Source organism: Mesorhizobium sp. LNJC394B00, from assembly GCF_000502555.1.
In the GTDB taxonomy this organism is placed as follows: Bacteria; Pseudomonadota; Alphaproteobacteria; order Rhizobiales; family Rhizobiaceae; genus Mesorhizobium.
Map to the genome: position 1 here is coordinate 227,036 of NZ_AYWH01000006.1, position 14,470 is coordinate 241,505.

The following is a 14,470-nucleotide window of genomic DNA, read 5'->3' on the forward strand; positions in this document are numbered from 1 at the left end:
AGACAGGCTTGCTGCCTACCTCGCCTCATCATCACATGATCGTGGCATTGGCCGGCGGCGTCGTCGACCAATGCCCCACAATCATCCACCGCCATCCCGACAAGGTCAACGGACTCTACATCGACGAAGTCGGCGTCTCACCCGCCTACCAGCGCCAAGGCATCGCGCGAAAAATGCTCGACGCGATGTTCGCGCTCGGCCGCGAGCAAAGGTTGCGGCGAAGCCTGTGTTGGAACCGAGCCGGACAATGTTCCATCGCGCGGGCTTTATGAAAAACGCAGGGAGGAGCATGGGCAGGCGGAGGCGTTTGTAATGTATGCGTATGACCTTTAGGCGTCGGCGGGACAGCGCCCCCCTCTGCCTTGCCAGGCATCTCCCCCACGAGGGGGGAGATCGGACGTCACGCGACCTTTCGCCAATCTCCAATGGCCGCAGGAATGAGCGGAGCGCCGAAACCGCCAATCTCCCCCCGTGTGTGGGGGAGATGTCCGGCAGGACAGAGGGGGGCGCGACGGATCACTACATAATGACCTCTTCGAACCCTCAGACCTGCACTTCCGCCTTCGCCTTTTGCCGTTCCGCCCAGTCCTCCAGCCAGTCGCGGCTTTGCATCTCGATCAGCCGCGAGGCCGTGCGCTCGAATTCGAACACCTCGTTGCCGCGCCTGGCCGTATAGAGCTCAGGCGGCGAGGCGTCGGCGCTTACCACCAGCCGCGTGTGATGATCGTAGAGCGTGTCTATCAGGAGGATGAAGCGCTTGGCCTCGTTGCGCTTGCCTTCGCCCAGCACCGGCACGTGATCGATGAAGACGGTCGAGAAGCGGCCGGCAATGGCCAGAAAATCGCGCGCGCCGAGCGGCTTTTCGCAGAGGTCGGCGAAGGAAAACCGCGCCGCATTGCCGGCAGCAGCCGGTATTCTCACCTGCCGCCCCTTGAGCGTCAGCGCGGTCTCGGCCGTTGCCGCCCCGTGCGTCATCGCCTGCCAGGCTTCGTCGAGCATACGATCGGCTTCGGCATCCGCCGGCGTGACATAGACAGGCGTGCGGGCGAGCTTTTCCAGCCTGTAGTCCTTGTCGGCATCAAGCGTCAGCACATGGGCGTGGCGCTCGAGAATGCTGATGAAGGGCAGGAAGAGCTGGCGGTTCAGCCCGTCGCGATAAAGGTCCTGCGGCGCGACATTCGAGGTGGCGACCAGAACCACGCCATTGGCGAACAGCGCCGAAAACAGCCGCGACAGGACCATCGCATCGGCAATGTCGGTGACCGAAAACTCATCGAAGCACAGCACCCAGGCCTGTTCGGCAAGCTGAAGCGCGACCGGCGGGATCGGGTCGTCCTCCTTGACGTCGCCGTTCTTGCGCGCCTGCCGGTGCTTCTGGATGCGGTCCTGCACATCGGCCATGAAGTCGTTGAAATGAACGCGGCGCTTGCGCCTGACCGGCAACAGCTCGAAGAACATATCCATCAGCATGGTCTTGCCGCGACCGACGCCGCCATGAATGTAGAGGCCCTTCACGACCTCGCGCGTCTCGCGCTTGCGGGCAAACAGCCAACCGAGCGCGCTCGACTTGTGCGCCAGCCGCTTGACCGAGATCTCGTCGGTCAGCCGGTCGAGCGCGGCGGCGATGCGCTCCTGCGCAGGATCGCGCTCGATGGCGCCGGTTGCGACCAGATGGTCGTAGCGCTGCCTGACGGTCGCATGGGTCTGGAGGCCGTCACGCAGATGCATCGGTCACGTCGCTGTCTAGGGATAGGCAGCCTATCTTGTAAGCGATATCGGCAAGCCGTTGGTAGTCTGGCCGTCGAATTTCGAACCGCCCGAGGAATAGAGCCGCGCCAGCGTGCCGCCATTCTCGTCATAGAGCGTCAGCTGCTTGCCGGCGACGTTCCACGATTTGATGCCGTCGATGGGCGGCGGGCAATGCAGCGGCCCGGCGCGGAAGCCGGCGCCGAATTTGGTCTGCGGCGTCGCCACCTTGCAGCTCTGTCCGGACACGCTGGCGTTCCAAACGCCGGCAACGCTCGCAGCGGTAAGGTCGGAGGCTCCGGCCGGCGCCGATCCGTCCGGCGGCAGCGAGGCGACCTGCGCGCCTGCCGGCGCGGTCGGGAATTGCGATGGGTCGGTGGTGCCCGGCGCTGCCGGGGGCGGCAGTTGGCTTCCGCTCACCGTGCCGGCGGGCGCGGGCTGCAGCGGGGCGGGCTGCTGGTCATCCATCGATGAAAAACGCGAGGTCGAACAGCCGCTCGCAACGAGCGCTGCCAGCGATATGGCCATCAGCCCGCTTCTCGAAAAAATCATTCAAACCTCCGTCGGATCCGGCTGGGGGGAAAGCCGTCCGCACAATCTCACCCCTCACCAAGATGGAGAAGGTGGCGAAATTTCAACCCGATATGGTTAAAATAGGGTTTGCACCACGAATTGTTGTAAATTTGTCGCAAAATGGCTGGCGGACAAAAGGCATGTCTTCGCTCTAGCGCGGTTCCAACCGGTACATTGGTTGCGAAAGCGGCACCGGAGCCCGCAGCAGGTCGGCGCATCGGCGGTCGAGCGCAACTGCCGGCGCAAAACTGACTGAAGCGCTTGAGGCGCAAGGCCTGGCGCGTGAGCGGTTTCGCGCCTTGCGTCCGGGCGAGGTTTGGGACGTTCCCGAGATCGAGCGCGGCTGGGGTCTGCATTTGGCCGTTTACGGCACTGCCATTTTAGCCGATGGTCTATCGCAACAGGGGGAACAGATGAAATCAATCTTGGCAGTTTTGATCGCGCTGGTAATTTCGACGCCGGCCGCTTTCGCGGGTCAAATCACCGATCGCGCCGCTGAAGCCGAAAAGGCACTGCAGGCGGGTGATGGCGCCGGCGCGCTGGACAAATTCCGCAGCGCCGAGGACGCTCTGTGGCAAGCGATGCCGCTTGGCGTGCAAAATGTGAAGCATATCATGTCGGCCAGCGGGTTCGGCGCCTACGCCGAGCGCCCGAACCATGTCTACAAGCCGGGCGAAGAGATTGTGCTTTATATGGAGCCGGTCGGTTACGGCTACGGCTCGGATGGGCTCGGCAACAACCAGATCGCGCTTTACGTTGACCTTACCGTGCTTTCCCAGTCGGGCGAGAAGCTGGGAACCGTCGAAAAGCTTGGCCGGGTCCAGCTCGCCTCGCGCTCGCATAACCGAGAGATGTTCTTCAAATTAAACGTCTCCCTGGATGGCGTTCCCCCCGGCAAATACCGAGCGGATTTCCTCATGCATGACGAGAACTCGCAAAAGACGGCGCCTTTCACGACCGACTTCGAGATTGCCGAATAGCGCGCCCAGTCGGAGAGAGCCTCGCGGCAAGAGGGAACCAGAGCGCGGCAGATGCGTTCTTAGGCCGCTGCAGTCAATTTGCGAGGCATTGTCCATGATCAAATGGATCATCATTCTTCTCATCGTTGCTGCCGCCGCCAGCCTGCTCGGCATGCCGGCGCTGGCCGGTGCCGCCGCCACCGGCGCGCGCGTGCTGATCGGCATCGTTCTCGTCATCTTCCTGCTGATCGTGCTCTGCGTTTTCGCGGTAACCTAAACGCAGCCCACACTGGTAATTCCCGCCCGTTTCCGCCATATAGCGGCGAAACGTACAGGAATTACCTCAGATCATGGCAGGCACTGCCCCCTTCGCCAAGATGAACGGCATCGGCAACGAAATCATCGTCGCCGACATGCGTGGCCGTGCCGATAGGGTCACGGCGGCGTCGGCTGTCGCGCTGAACGCCGATGCGGCGACTAGGTTCGACCAGATCATGGCGATCCACGATTCGCGCACGCCGGGCACCGCCTTTTACATCGACATCTTGAATTCCGACGGCTCGGGCGCGCAGGCCTGCGGCAACGGCATGCGCTGTGTCGTCCAGGCGCTGGCCGCCGAAACCGGCCAGAAGACTTTCACCTTTGAGACCCGCGCCGGCATCCTCAACGCCGTCGAACATGCCGACGGCACCATCTCGGTCGACATGGGCACGCCGCGCTTCGGCTGGCAGGATATCCCGCTGGCTGAGGAATTCCGCGACACCCGCATGATCGAGTTGCAGATCGGCCCCATCGACGCGCCGGTGCTGCATTCGCCTTCGGCTCTCTCGATGGGCAACCCGCACGCCATCTTCTGGGTCGAAAACGATGTCTGGTCCTACGAACTCGAGCGTTTCGGCCCGCTGCTCGAAAACCATCCGATCTTCCCCGAGCGCGCCAACATCACTATCGCCCAGGTAACGTCGCCGGAGACGATGATCATCCGCACCTGGGAACGCGGCGCCGGCCTGACCAAGGCCTGCGGCTCGGCCGCTTGCGCTTCCGTCGTCGCCGCTGCCCGCACCCGGCGCACCGGCCGCAGCGTTACGCTGATGACGCCCGGCGGCGGCTCGCTGCATGTGGAATGGCGCGACGACGACCACGTCATCCTGACCGGTGCCGCTGAATGGGAATTTTCCGGCAGTTTCGATCCGTCGACCGGCACCTGGGCCCGCGACACCGAAAGCGCGGCCTGATGTCTGCACTTGCCGATACCAAGGGCCTCAACTCCCAAGGCATAGACGTCGTCACCTTCGGCTGCCGTCTCAACACCTATGAATCCGAGGTGATGCGGCGCGAGGCCGAAAGTGCCGGCCTCGGCGCGCTCAAAGGCGGGGCTATCATCTTCAACACCTGCGCCGTCACTTCGGAAGCGGTGCGCCAGGCCAGGCAGTCGATCCGCAAAGCCCGCCGCGAAAACCCGGCGGCGCGGATCATCGTCACCGGCTGCGCCGCGCAGACCGAACCGCAGAATTTTGCCGCCATGGACGAGGTCGACCTCGTGCTCGGCAATGAGGAGAAGCTGAAGGCGAACTCCTATCGCGCGCTGCCGGATTTCGGCGTCAACGACACCGAAAAGGCGCGCGTCAACGACATCTTCTCGGTGCGCGAGACCGCCGGCCACATGGTCGACGCCATTGAGGGCCGGGCGCGTGCTTTCGTCCAGGTGCAGAATGGCTGCGACCATCGCTGCACCTTCTGCATCATCCCCTATGGCCGCGGCAACTCACGCTCGGTGCCGATGGGCGCCGTGGTCGAGCAGGTCAAGCGTCTGGCCGGCAACGGCTATGCCGAGATCGTGCTGACCGGCGTCGACATGACCAGCTTCGGCGCCGACCTGCCGGGCGCGCCGAAGCTGGGAAAGCTGGTGAAGACCATCCTGAAGCAGGTGCCTGATGTGAAGCGGCTGCGGCTGTCCTCAATCGATTCGATCGAGGCGGATGATGATCTGCTCGACGCCATCGCCACCGAACCCAGGCTGATGCCGCATCTGCATCTGTCGCTGCAATCAGGTGACGACATGATCCTGAAGCGCATGAAGCGCAGGCATTTGCGCGACCAGTCGATCCGCTTCTGCGAGGATGTGCGCAAGCTGCGCCCCGAAATCGTCTTCGGCGCCGACATCATCGCCGGCTTCCCGACCGAGACCGAGGAAATGTTTCAGAATTCGATAAAGATCGTCGAGGAATGTGGGCTGACGCACCTGCATGTCTTCCCGTTTTCGCCGCGCGAAGGCACGCCCGCCGCGCGCATGCCGCAGGTCCGCCGCGAATTGGTCAAGCAGCGCGCGGCCCAGCTGCGCGCCGCTGGTGAGGCTGCGTATCGCCGCCATCTGTCGTCGCTCCCGGGAACGCGCCAAACGATCCTTATCGAGCGCGACGGCCTCGGCCGCACCGAAGGGTTCACGCTTGCCGCGCTCGGCACAGGCGCGCCGGGCGAGATCGTCGAGGCAGACATCACCGGCCATGATGGGGCGCGCCTGATAGCCTCGCCCCTCACTGCCTGCGCCGCCTGAGACGATTGAAGCATGGCCGGTTTTTTCAAGAACATATTTTCGTTCGGCAAGAAGGAAGTCGTCGAGGAGCGCATCGACGAAACCGCTCCCCTGCCGCCGATCAAATGGGATGCGCTTGAGGCGCTGAAGCCGGCGGCCGAGCAGGTCGTTCCGGAGTTCTTGAAGCGCGAGGAGCCCGAGCCGCCGACGCCCCACCCTCCCCTCGATGGGGAGGGTCGCCACGAAGTGGCGGGGAGGGGGGAGAGCGCCGACACCGCCGCCACTCACCCCCACCCCCAAGCTTCGCTTGGGACCTCCCCCATCGAGGGGGAGGTAAAGCCTGCGCCGCAGTCGGCGCCAGAAGAACCGAAGCCCGAACCCGCGCCGATCATCCCGCCCGCGCCGGAACCGGTCGTCCCATCCGAGCCGGAACCGTTGCCGGAGCCCGCGCCGGTAGAAGAACCGCAGCCTGAGCCGGAGACACCCGAGCCGCCTGCACCGGAAGAAGTTCCTGCGCCGCCAGCCGTTCCGGAGCCGGCTCCCGAGCCGCAGCCCCAAGAAGTGCCGCCGGTGCCGGCCGAGCCGGAGATCGAACCATCGCGTCCGGAACCGCAGCTGGAGCCCGCTCCCGTCGAAGTGCCGACGCCTGCCGAGACTCCAGCAGAACCGGCCGCCCCGATCGAAGTGCCGCAACCGTCCGCGCCTCCCGCACAGCCTACCTCAGAGGTCAGCGCCGCCCCTCATCCGCCTGCCGGCACCTTCTCCCCGTATAGCCACGGGGAGAAGGACGAGGCGCCCCACCCTCCCCTCGATGGGGAGGGTCGACGCGAAGCGGCGGGGTGGGGTGATGGCGCCGACGCCAGCGCAAATCACCCCCACCCCCAAGCTTCGCTTGGGACCTCCCCCATCGAGGGGGAGGTAAAGCGCACTCCGGTCGAAGCCACACCCGCGCCGGTCGAGGTCCGGGCTGTCACGGCGGGGGTTGCGCCCATGCCTGAACCGGGTTTTCCGCCGACACCACAGCCCACACCGTCAGTCGACAAAGTCACCGTAACCAAAAAGGTCGAGCAGAAAGCCGAGCCGCAAAAGGCGCCCGAACCGGCGCCGCGACGCTCCTGGTTCCAGCGCATGCGCGACGGGCTTGCCCGCTCCTCGAAAGAACTCACCGGCAACATCGCCGGCGTCTTCACCAAGCGAAAGCTCGACGAAGAGACGCTACAGGACCTCGAAGACGTGCTGATCCGCGCCGATCTGGGCATGGAAACAGCCTTGCGCGTCACCGATGCCCTCGCTGCCAGCCGCTACGGCAAGGATGTCTCCGACGCGGATGTCCGCACCATCATGGCGGCCGAGGTGGAGAAGGTGCTGGCCCATGTCGCCATGCCGCTGGAGCTCGACCTCTCGCACAAGCCGCATGTCATTCTGGTGGTCGGCGTCAACGGCACCGGCAAGACCACGACCATCGGCAAGCTCGCCGCCAAACTGACGGATGGTGGCCTGTCGGTGATGCTGGCCGCCGGCGATACCTTTCGCGCTGCAGCCATCGAGCAGCTGAAGATCTGGGGCGAGAGGACGAAGTCGCCGGTCATCGCCTCGAAGATAGGCGCGGATGCCGCCGGCCTCGCCTACGACGCTTTCGAACGCGCCAAGGAGGCCGGCTCCGACGTGCTGATCATCGACACCGCCGGCCGGCTGCAAAACAAGACCGAACTGATGGCGGAGCTGGAAAAAATCGTGCGCGTGCTGGGCAAGCTCGATCCGGAAGCGCCGCATACCGTGCTGCAGACGGTCGACGCCACCACCGGCCAGAATGCGCTCAATCAGGTCGAGATCTTCCGCAATGTCGCCGGCGTCAACGGCCTGGTGATGACCAAGCTGGACGGCACGGCGCGCGGCGGTATTCTGGTCGCGATCGCGGCAAAGCACAAACTGCCGGTCTACTTCATCGGCGTCGGCGAACAGGTCGACGACCTCGAACCATTCTCGGCCGGCGAATTCGCCAGGGCGATCTCCGGCGTAGCGTAACAGGCAATGATCCCGAAGAGCTGACGGCTTTTTGGACAAGATCATGCGTCAGAAGGAAGTCATGAACTCACCCATCCTCGAACGCGACCCGTCCGATCCGCGAAAGAAGAAAGAAAGCGTCAATCCGCTGCTCAAGCTGGTGCTGGAACTCGGGCCGCTGATGGTGTTCTTCTTCGCCAATGCACGCGGCGCCTGGCTGGTGCAGAAATTTCCTGTCCTGGCCGAATTCGGCGGGCCGATCTTCGTCGCCACCGGCCTTTTCATGGCGGCGACGGCGATCGCGCTGATCGCCTCCTGGCTGCTGCTGCGCACCTTGCCGATCATGCCGATGGTCTCGGGCGTCGTCGTCTTCATCTTCGGCGCGCTGACGCTCTATCTGCAGGACGACGTGTTCATCAAGATGAAGCCGACCATCGTCAACACCCTGTTCGGCGGCGTGCTGCTCGGCGGTCTGTATTTCGGCCGATCGCTGCTCGGCTATGTCTTCGATTCGGCCTTTCGCCTCGATGCCGAAGGCTGGCGCAAGCTGACTTTCCGCTGGGGCCTGTTCTTCCTGTTCCTGGCTCTTGCCAATGAAGTGGTGTGGCGGAATTTTTCCACCGACTTCTGGGTTACCTTCAAGGTCTGGGGCATCATGCCGATCACCCTGTTGTTCACCTTCAGCCAGATGCCGCTGATCCTGCACCATTCGATCGAGGATAAGGCCGAGAAGGTGGAAGAAGCCGGCAAGTAGAGCAATTCCAGGAAAAGTGTGAAGCCGTCCGGAATTGCGTCAGAATAAACGGAGACGGCCATGGAATTCGTCACCACGCGCGATGAACTGAGGACGATCTACAAGACCCCGCGGCCGACCGACACCTCGATGCGCAAGGAACTCAGGGCGCTCGACGGCCACTGCCGCTCTTTCATCGGCAAGAGCCCTTTCGTGCTGATCGGTTCTTCCGACGGCGCCGGCAATGCCGACGTGACGCCGAAAGGCGACAGACCGGGCTTTGCCCTTGTCCTCGACGACAGGACCATCGCCATTCCCGACCGGCCCGGCAACAACCGGCTGGACACGCTGGAAAACATCCTGCTCAACCCTTCGGTCGGGCTGCTTTTTCTCATCCCCGGCATGAACGAGACGCTGCGCATCAATGGCGACGCCCGCATAACCGTCGATGCCGGTTTGCGCGAGCGCCTCACCGTCGACGGCAAGCAACCGCAAAGCGTCGTCGTGGTGAGCGTCAAGGCCGCTTACATGCACTGCGCCAAGGCCTTCATGCGCTCCGAATTGTGGAAGCCGGACAGCTGGCACGACCGCGCGACGTTGCCGACGCTCGGTCAGATCCTGTCCGATCAGATGGCGCATGCCGAAACTGCCGACGATTTCGACCGCTCGCTGGACGAAGCCTACAGCAAGACCCTGTGGTAGATTTCGGGTACGATTCGCCATTGCGGTCCTTTGCCGGTTTTCCCTAGCCCTGTTTCCCCGTGATCGAACTCCTCGCCATCTCCGGCAGCCTGCGCGCCGCCTCGACCAATTCGGCGCTGCTGGCGGCGCTGTCCGCGAACGCGCCTTCGGATTGCCGCGTAACTGTCTATGACGGGCTCGGCCTGCTGCCGATCTTCAACCCGGATGACGAAGGCGAGCGCACACCGGCCGAGGCCATGCGGCTGATCGAGGCCGTCACCAGCGCCGATGGCATCATCGTCTCCTGCCCCGAATATGCCCATGGCGTGCCCGGCGGCATGAAAAACGCTCTCGACTGGCTGGTCTCGCGCGACGCCGCAGTCGGCAAGCCCGCCATGCTGGCCCACGCCTCCGCGCGCTCGCTCTATGCCCGCGCCGCGCTGGCCGAGATCATGCGCACCATGTCGTTCGCGCTTTGTGAGAATGCGGTTCTGGAGATTGCCTTGCTCGGCAAGAAACCGCCGGAGATAGAAGCGATCCTGGGAGAGGACGAGAACCTGCGGGCCATGCGCGAAGCGGTGCAGGTTTTCGCGAGTTTTATACGCGCAAACGTTGCCTCGTCATCCTAGGGCGGAGCAAGGAGCGAAGCGACGCGGCGCAGACCCTAGGATGACGAACGAAAGGGTGCGGCGCACCCCAACGTGCCGCTGTGCTACCCCTTCCGCAACGTCTCGACATCGGTCACACCGACATACCAGTCGCGCGCGTTGACCTCTTCGAACACCACCCAGACGTCGTCATTGCTAAGCCCGGTGGCGTCCATGATCGCCGCCGTGACCTTTTTGGCAATGTCGGCCTTCTTGCCAGCGGGATCAGCGGCGATCACTTCCTTGACGATGCGGATGTTGACGAATGGCATGACGTCCTCCCCTTGAATTGTGTCTGATACCGCCGCCGCTGGGCGGCTTCGAAATCCGCTCCGGCGAACCGCTTGGCGGTGGTTCCGCGGCCGCAGCGCTACAGGCGCCGCCGGCAGGCGCAGAAACGCCATCAAGGGCCGCCAGAGAAGCGTTTCCAGCAGCCTCAATACGTCTTCGCCCCGTTCACCATCAGCCGCACCATGTAGAGCGACGTGGTGCCGGCGATGTAGAGGCAGTTCAGCTTGTTGCCGCCGAACACGCAATTGGCGGTCACTTCCGGCACCTTGACCTTGCCGATCAGCGTGCCGTCGGGATCGTAGCAATGGATGCCGTCGGCGGCACTGGTCCAGATGCGGCCGGCCTCGTCGAGCCGGAAGCCGTCGAATAGACCGGCCGTGCAGTCAGCGAACACCTTCCCGCCCGAGACCTTCTTGCCGTGCTTGCCGACGTTGAAGACCCGCATATGCGCGGGGTTCTGCGCGCCATGGGTGCGGCCGGTGTCGACGACATAGAGCTGGCTTTCATCCAGTGAAAAGGCAAGCCCGTTCGGCCGGACCATGTCGGTGATGACGGCCTCGACCTCGCCCGTATCCGGATCGACCCGGTAGACATTGCAAGCGCCGATCTCGCTTTCGGCCTTGTCGCCCTCATAGTCGGTGTCGATGCCGTAGCTCGGATCGGTGAACCAGATCGAGCCGTCGGATTTCACGACCGCGTCATTGGGCGAATTCAGCCGCTTGCCTTTCCATTCGGCCGCGATGGTGGTGACGGAACCGTCATGCTCGGTGCGGCTGACGCGGCGGCCGGAATGCTCGCACGTCACCAGTCGGCCCTGGCGGTCGACGGTGTTGCCGTTGGAATTGCCGGAGGGCTGACGGAAGACGCTGACATTGCCGTCGGTCTCGTCATAGCGCAGCATGCGGTTGTTGGGGATGTCGGACCAGACGACATAGCGGCCGGCGGCGAACCAGGCCGGCCCTTCCGCCCACTGACATCCGGTAAACAGCTTTTCCACCTGGGCGTTGCCGTTGAACAGCCGCGCGAAACGCGGATCCAGAATTTCGTAATAGTCTGCGGTCGCCATGCATTTCCTCCGGGCATCACGTGACGCGCGGATCAAGCCAGCCTGCGGGCGCGATGGCAAGGTGGCGCAGGCGCAATTTGTAAGACAAAAGGTGCCCGGCCGGCATGGCCCGCCAGCCTGTCCGGCCGTTTATGGTGCTGGAGCGCTGTATTAACCCGCTATGCGCCCTGTGCAATGGTGCATTGCAACATCTTCTTTTTGCATCGCACCATTCCTATGTCATGGTGCGAACGACCAAGGGAGGAACAAATTCACCGCTGATATGCGGCACGAAAGGACCCTTGCTATGGCTTTTGACAACCTCTTCTCCCGCGCGCGCACCTCGATGGCCAAGCGCCGCCACTATAACCGCCTCGTCGCGGAAATCGAAAACCTGACGAGCCGCGATCTGGCCGACCTGCGCGCCGACCGCTCGGAAATGCTCTACCAGGTCCACAGGCAGATCTACGGCTGAGCATTTCAGACCTCAGCGGGGCACCGCCCCCTCACCCGGATTGCCAAACCGAATTGCATGAGCAATTCGGGCAATCCGACCTCTCCCCCCGGGGAGAGGAGCTAGCCTGTGCCGATGCTTCCCTCTTCTCCCCCACGGGGAGGAGGGGGCGCGTAGCGGCCCGATGAGGGGGCATGGCGCCAACGTCAGCTCGGTGCCGCGAGCGCCTTTTCAATCTGCGGCAACAGAACATCCCTCGCCGACTCCCCTGTCAGCGGCCCGACATGCTTGTAGGCAATCTTGCCGTCCTTGCCGATGACGAAGGTTTCCGGCACGCCGTAGACGCCCCAGTCGATGGCCGTGCGGCCGGCCTCGTCGACACCTATCGCCTGGAACGGATTGCCGAGATCACCAAGGAACCGGCGCGCGTTTTGCGCTTGGTCCTTGTAGTTTAGCGCGGCCATGACGAAGCGCTTGTCCTGCGACAGCTGCAAGAGCACCGGATGCTCTTCCCGGCACGGCGCGCACCACGATGCAAAGACGTTGACCAGCGTTACCTTGCCGGCGAAGGCTTTCGAATCCAGCCCGGGCAGGTTTGACCCTTCCAGCGCCGGCAGGTTGGTCTGCGGCGCCGGCAGGCCGATCAGCGCCGACGGCACTGCCGCCTCATCGCGTCCCGACAAAAGCTGCGACAGGAACAATCCGGCGAGGCCGAGAAAAACCAGCAGCGGCAACAGCACGATCAGGCGGCGGCGCGGCGACGCCGTCGTTTCGCTTTCCGTGCTCATGGCTTGCTGGCCCCAGTGCTGGCCCCAGTACCGGCTTTGTCCGAGCGACGCCGCACGCCGGCCGCTTCGAGGTCTGCCAGTTCGCGCTTGCGGGTCCGCTGGTCGAGCAGGATCCAGCCGATCAGCCCGGCCAGCACGATCACCGTGATGCCATAGGCGGCCGCGACATAGAGTGCGTGTGCACTCATGCGCTTCGCTCCCCTTCCACCGTCACTTCGTCGTGCTCGATCATGGCCTTCCCATGGCTTTGCGGCTTTCTTAGCTTTGCGGCTGGGGCTTCGCAATTGATCGTCGCGCCGCAGCGGTCATATCAATCCGTTCCATGCCGCAGCGCCAGTGCTGCCGCCACCGGACCCAGCACGGCAAGAAACAGCGTCAGCGCGGCAAGAATGAGGAAGGGCTGCAGGAACGGATCAGGGTCGGCCACCGCGCCGTAGCTCGCCGACACCCCGAAGATCAGCACCGGGATGGTCAGCGGCAGCACCAGCACCGAGATCAGCAGACCGCCACGCGGCAGCGCCACCGCCACCGCCGCCCCGACCGCGCCGATGAAAGTGATCGCCGGCGTGCCGACCAGCAGCGTGAGCGCGGTGGCGCCGATGCTGAGCGGCTCCATGTTCATGAACAGGCTCAGCAGAGGTGCCGCAACCACCAGCGGCNGCGCGGTGGCGCCGATGCTGAGCGGCTCCATGTTCATGAACAGGCTCAGCAGAGGTGCCGCAACCACCAGCGGCAGAACGCTGCCCGCCCAATGCGCCAGGCACTTCACCAGCACCGTCAACGCCAGCATGTGGCGGTCATTGCCCAGCACCAGAAGATCGAGCGACCCGTCTTCGCGATCGGCCTGAAACAGCCGGTCGAGGCCGAGCAGGCAGGCGAGCAGAGCGCCGATCCAAAGGATCGCCGGACCGATGCGGGCGAGCAGCTTCAGGTCCGGTCCGACACCGAAGGGGATGGTGGCGATGACGGCGAGGAAGAAGATGACGCTGGTGAGCGCTCCGCCGCCGGCCCGGATGGAGAGGCGGATGTCGCGCAGGAAGAGGGCTAGCATTGCCAAGCCGCGCCTGCCGTTTGATCGCCATCTTGCCGAAGGTGGCGTTCCTTCACACCCCCCTCTGTCCTCCCGGACATCTCCCCCGCAAGGGGGGAGATTGGCAGCTCCGTTGCTGACGCCTCTTTTTCAATGCCGGTGATTGGCGAAAGCCGGCATGACATCTGATCTCCCCCCCTGCGGGGGAGATGCCCGGCAGGGCAGAGGGGGGTGGGCGGGAATGCCGACATCACCCTGTTGCTCCCATCCTCAATTCCTTCGCCCCATCCAATCCCAGCGGCAAGTGCGTCGCCGCGACAATAATCCCGCCCTCCGCGCAATGCCTCGTCATCAGCCCCGCAAACCGCGCCTCCGAAGCCTTGTCCAGCCCAGCCGTCGGCTCATCCAGCAGCCACAGCGGCTTATGACTGACCAGCAATTTCGCAATCGCCGCGCGCCGCCTTTGCCCGGTCGACAGATAGCCGAAAGGCAGATGGCCGATGCCGCCGAGACCAACCGTCTCCAGCGCCTCTCCGACACCCAACTGCCCATCGCCGTTGAAATCGCGCCAGAAGCGCAGATCCTCCGCCACGCTGAGCGCCGTCTTCATTGCATTGAGGTGGCCGAGATAGTGGACCGCCGAAGCGATCGTCGGAAACCTCTCGCCGCCCTCGATGCGCACATCGCCTTGCGCCTTCGGCAGCAGCCCGGCGATGACCCTGAGCAGCGTCGATTTGCCCGAGCCGTTCGGCCCGGTGACGACCAGCACCTGGCCCTTGTCGAGCGCAAAACCGATGCCGGAAAAGACCGTCTCGCCGCCGCGTTCGCCGCCCAGATTTTCGGCAATCAGCCGCATGCCTGCCCGTCCCGAAAACTTTACCGCGCGATAGCTGCCGCATCGCACAAATTTGCTCCGCAACTGTCTAGAACTATTCCAGAAAATTCTCTATATGCGGGACATCCGTGCCAGCGGTCGGCACGGGAAC

The 14,470-nt window shown here is 64.0% G+C and carries 18 protein-coding genes; 10 read left to right on the top strand and 8 right to left on the bottom strand.

Annotated features, from left to right (window positions below; translation table 11 throughout):
* Positions 1–47: 47 nt before the first annotated feature.
* Complete coding sequence (locus X751_RS1000000168030) at positions 48–272, top strand: GNAT family N-acetyltransferase (RefSeq protein WP_245265803.1); 225 nt, start codon at positions 48–50, stop codon at positions 270–272.
* Between the two features lie 271 nt (positions 273–543).
* On the opposite strand, the gene zapE is transcribed toward X751_RS1000000168030, so the two are convergent.
* Both zapE and X751_RS143645 read right to left on the bottom strand, forming a co-directional pair.
* Complete coding sequence (gene zapE, locus X751_RS143650) at positions 544–1,728, bottom strand: cell division protein ZapE (protein WP_023745422.1); 1,185 nt, start codon at positions 1,726–1,728, stop codon at positions 544–546.
* Between the two features lie 30 nt (positions 1,729–1,758).
* The gene (locus tag X751_RS143645; protein ID WP_023745423.1) at positions 1,759–2,298 is read right to left on the bottom strand and encodes a protease inhibitor Inh/omp19 family protein; all 540 of its coding nucleotides are present in this window, start codon (positions 2,296–2,298) and stop codon (positions 1,759–1,761) included.
* Positions 2,299–2,618: 320 nt separating this feature from the next.
* On the opposite strand from X751_RS143645, the gene X751_RS143640 reads away from it, so the two are divergent.
* The 8 genes from X751_RS143640 (at position 2,619) to X751_RS143610 (ending at position 9,858) form a co-directional block, all read left to right on the top strand.
* Positions 2,619–3,299, top strand: a complete 681-nt coding sequence (locus X751_RS143640; protein WP_348524584.1) for a hypothetical protein — start codon at positions 2,619–2,621, stop codon at positions 3,297–3,299.
* A gap of 94 nt (positions 3,300–3,393) precedes the next feature.
* Entirely contained in the window at positions 3,394–3,555 is a 162-nt protein-coding gene (locus X751_RS1000000165855) for a DUF1328 family protein (RefSeq protein ID WP_023745425.1), read from the top strand.
* Between the two features lie 73 nt (positions 3,556–3,628).
* Complete coding sequence (gene dapF, locus X751_RS143630) at positions 3,629–4,513, top strand: diaminopimelate epimerase (RefSeq protein WP_023706744.1); 885 nt, start codon at positions 3,629–3,631, stop codon at positions 4,511–4,513.
* Positions 4,513–5,832, top strand: a complete 1,320-nt coding sequence (gene mtaB, locus X751_RS143625; protein WP_031247152.1) for a tRNA (N(6)-L-threonylcarbamoyladenosine(37)-C(2))-methylthiotransferase MtaB — start codon at positions 4,513–4,515, stop codon at positions 5,830–5,832. The genes dapF and mtaB overlap by 1 nt, the downstream gene beginning before the upstream one ends.
* A 12-nt stretch (positions 5,833–5,844) precedes the next feature.
* On the top strand, positions 5,845–7,836 hold the full coding sequence (ftsY, locus tag X751_RS0133795; protein ID WP_031247153.1) for a signal recognition particle-docking protein FtsY: 1,992 nt from the start codon (positions 5,845–5,847) through the stop codon (positions 7,834–7,836).
* A gap of 61 nt (positions 7,837–7,897) precedes the next feature.
* Positions 7,898–8,569 carry a septation protein A gene (locus X751_RS143620; RefSeq protein ID WP_023745428.1) on the top strand — a complete coding sequence of 224 codons (672 nt, stop codon included), beginning with the start codon at positions 7,898–7,900 and terminating at the stop codon, positions 8,567–8,569.
* Positions 8,570–8,629: 60 nt separating this feature from the next.
* Entirely contained in the window at positions 8,630–9,250 is a 621-nt protein-coding gene (locus X751_RS143615) for a pyridoxamine 5'-phosphate oxidase family protein (protein ID WP_023683854.1), read from the top strand.
* 59 nt (positions 9,251–9,309) lie between these two features.
* A complete protein-coding gene (locus X751_RS143610; protein ID WP_023683853.1) occupies positions 9,310–9,858 on the top strand; it encodes an NADPH-dependent FMN reductase in 549 nt (182 codons plus the stop codon).
* An 83-nt stretch (positions 9,859–9,941) separates the two neighbouring features.
* Here X751_RS143610 and X751_RS143605 read toward each other — a convergent pair whose 3' ends face one another.
* Both X751_RS143605 and X751_RS143600 read right to left on the bottom strand, forming a co-directional pair.
* A complete protein-coding gene (locus tag X751_RS143605) occupies positions 9,942–10,148 on the bottom strand; it encodes a 4-oxalocrotonate tautomerase family protein (RefSeq protein WP_023683852.1) in 207 nt (68 codons plus the stop codon).
* A gap of 164 nt (positions 10,149–10,312) precedes the next feature.
* Positions 10,313–11,233: an SMP-30/gluconolactonase/LRE family protein gene (locus X751_RS143600; protein WP_023671738.1), complete on the bottom strand. Its 921-nt coding sequence runs from the start codon at positions 11,231–11,233 to the stop codon at positions 10,313–10,315.
* Between the two features lie 286 nt (positions 11,234–11,519).
* Here X751_RS143600 and X751_RS1000000167545 point away from each other — a divergent pair, with 286 nt between their 5' ends.
* Complete coding sequence (locus X751_RS1000000167545; RefSeq protein WP_023671737.1) at positions 11,520–11,687, top strand: hypothetical protein; 168 nt, start codon at positions 11,520–11,522, stop codon at positions 11,685–11,687.
* A gap of 185 nt (positions 11,688–11,872) precedes the next feature.
* Here X751_RS1000000167545 and X751_RS143595 read toward each other — a convergent pair whose 3' ends face one another.
* The 4 genes from X751_RS143595 to ccmA form a co-directional block, all read right to left on the bottom strand.
* Positions 11,873–12,454 (bottom strand): DsbE family thiol:disulfide interchange protein, encoded by a 582-nt coding sequence (locus tag X751_RS143595; RefSeq protein ID WP_023671736.1) that lies wholly within the window; start codon positions 12,452–12,454, stop codon positions 11,873–11,875.
* Complete coding sequence (gene ccmD, locus X751_RS143590) at positions 12,451–12,642, bottom strand: heme exporter protein CcmD (protein ID WP_023671735.1); 192 nt, start codon at positions 12,640–12,642, stop codon at positions 12,451–12,453. The genes X751_RS143595 and ccmD overlap by 4 nt, the downstream gene beginning before the upstream one ends.
* Positions 12,643–12,764: 122 nt before the next feature.
* Positions 12,765–13,505 carry a heme exporter protein CcmB gene (locus tag X751_RS143585; RefSeq protein ID WP_023745429.1) on the bottom strand — a complete coding sequence of 247 codons (741 nt, stop codon included), beginning with the start codon at positions 13,503–13,505 and terminating at the stop codon, positions 12,765–12,767.
* Between the two features lie 229 nt (positions 13,506–13,734).
* Positions 13,735–14,340 (bottom strand): heme ABC exporter ATP-binding protein CcmA, encoded by a 606-nt coding sequence (gene ccmA, locus X751_RS143580; RefSeq protein ID WP_023671732.1) that lies wholly within the window; start codon positions 14,338–14,340, stop codon positions 13,735–13,737.
* Between the last annotated feature and the right edge of the window lie 130 nt (positions 14,341–14,470).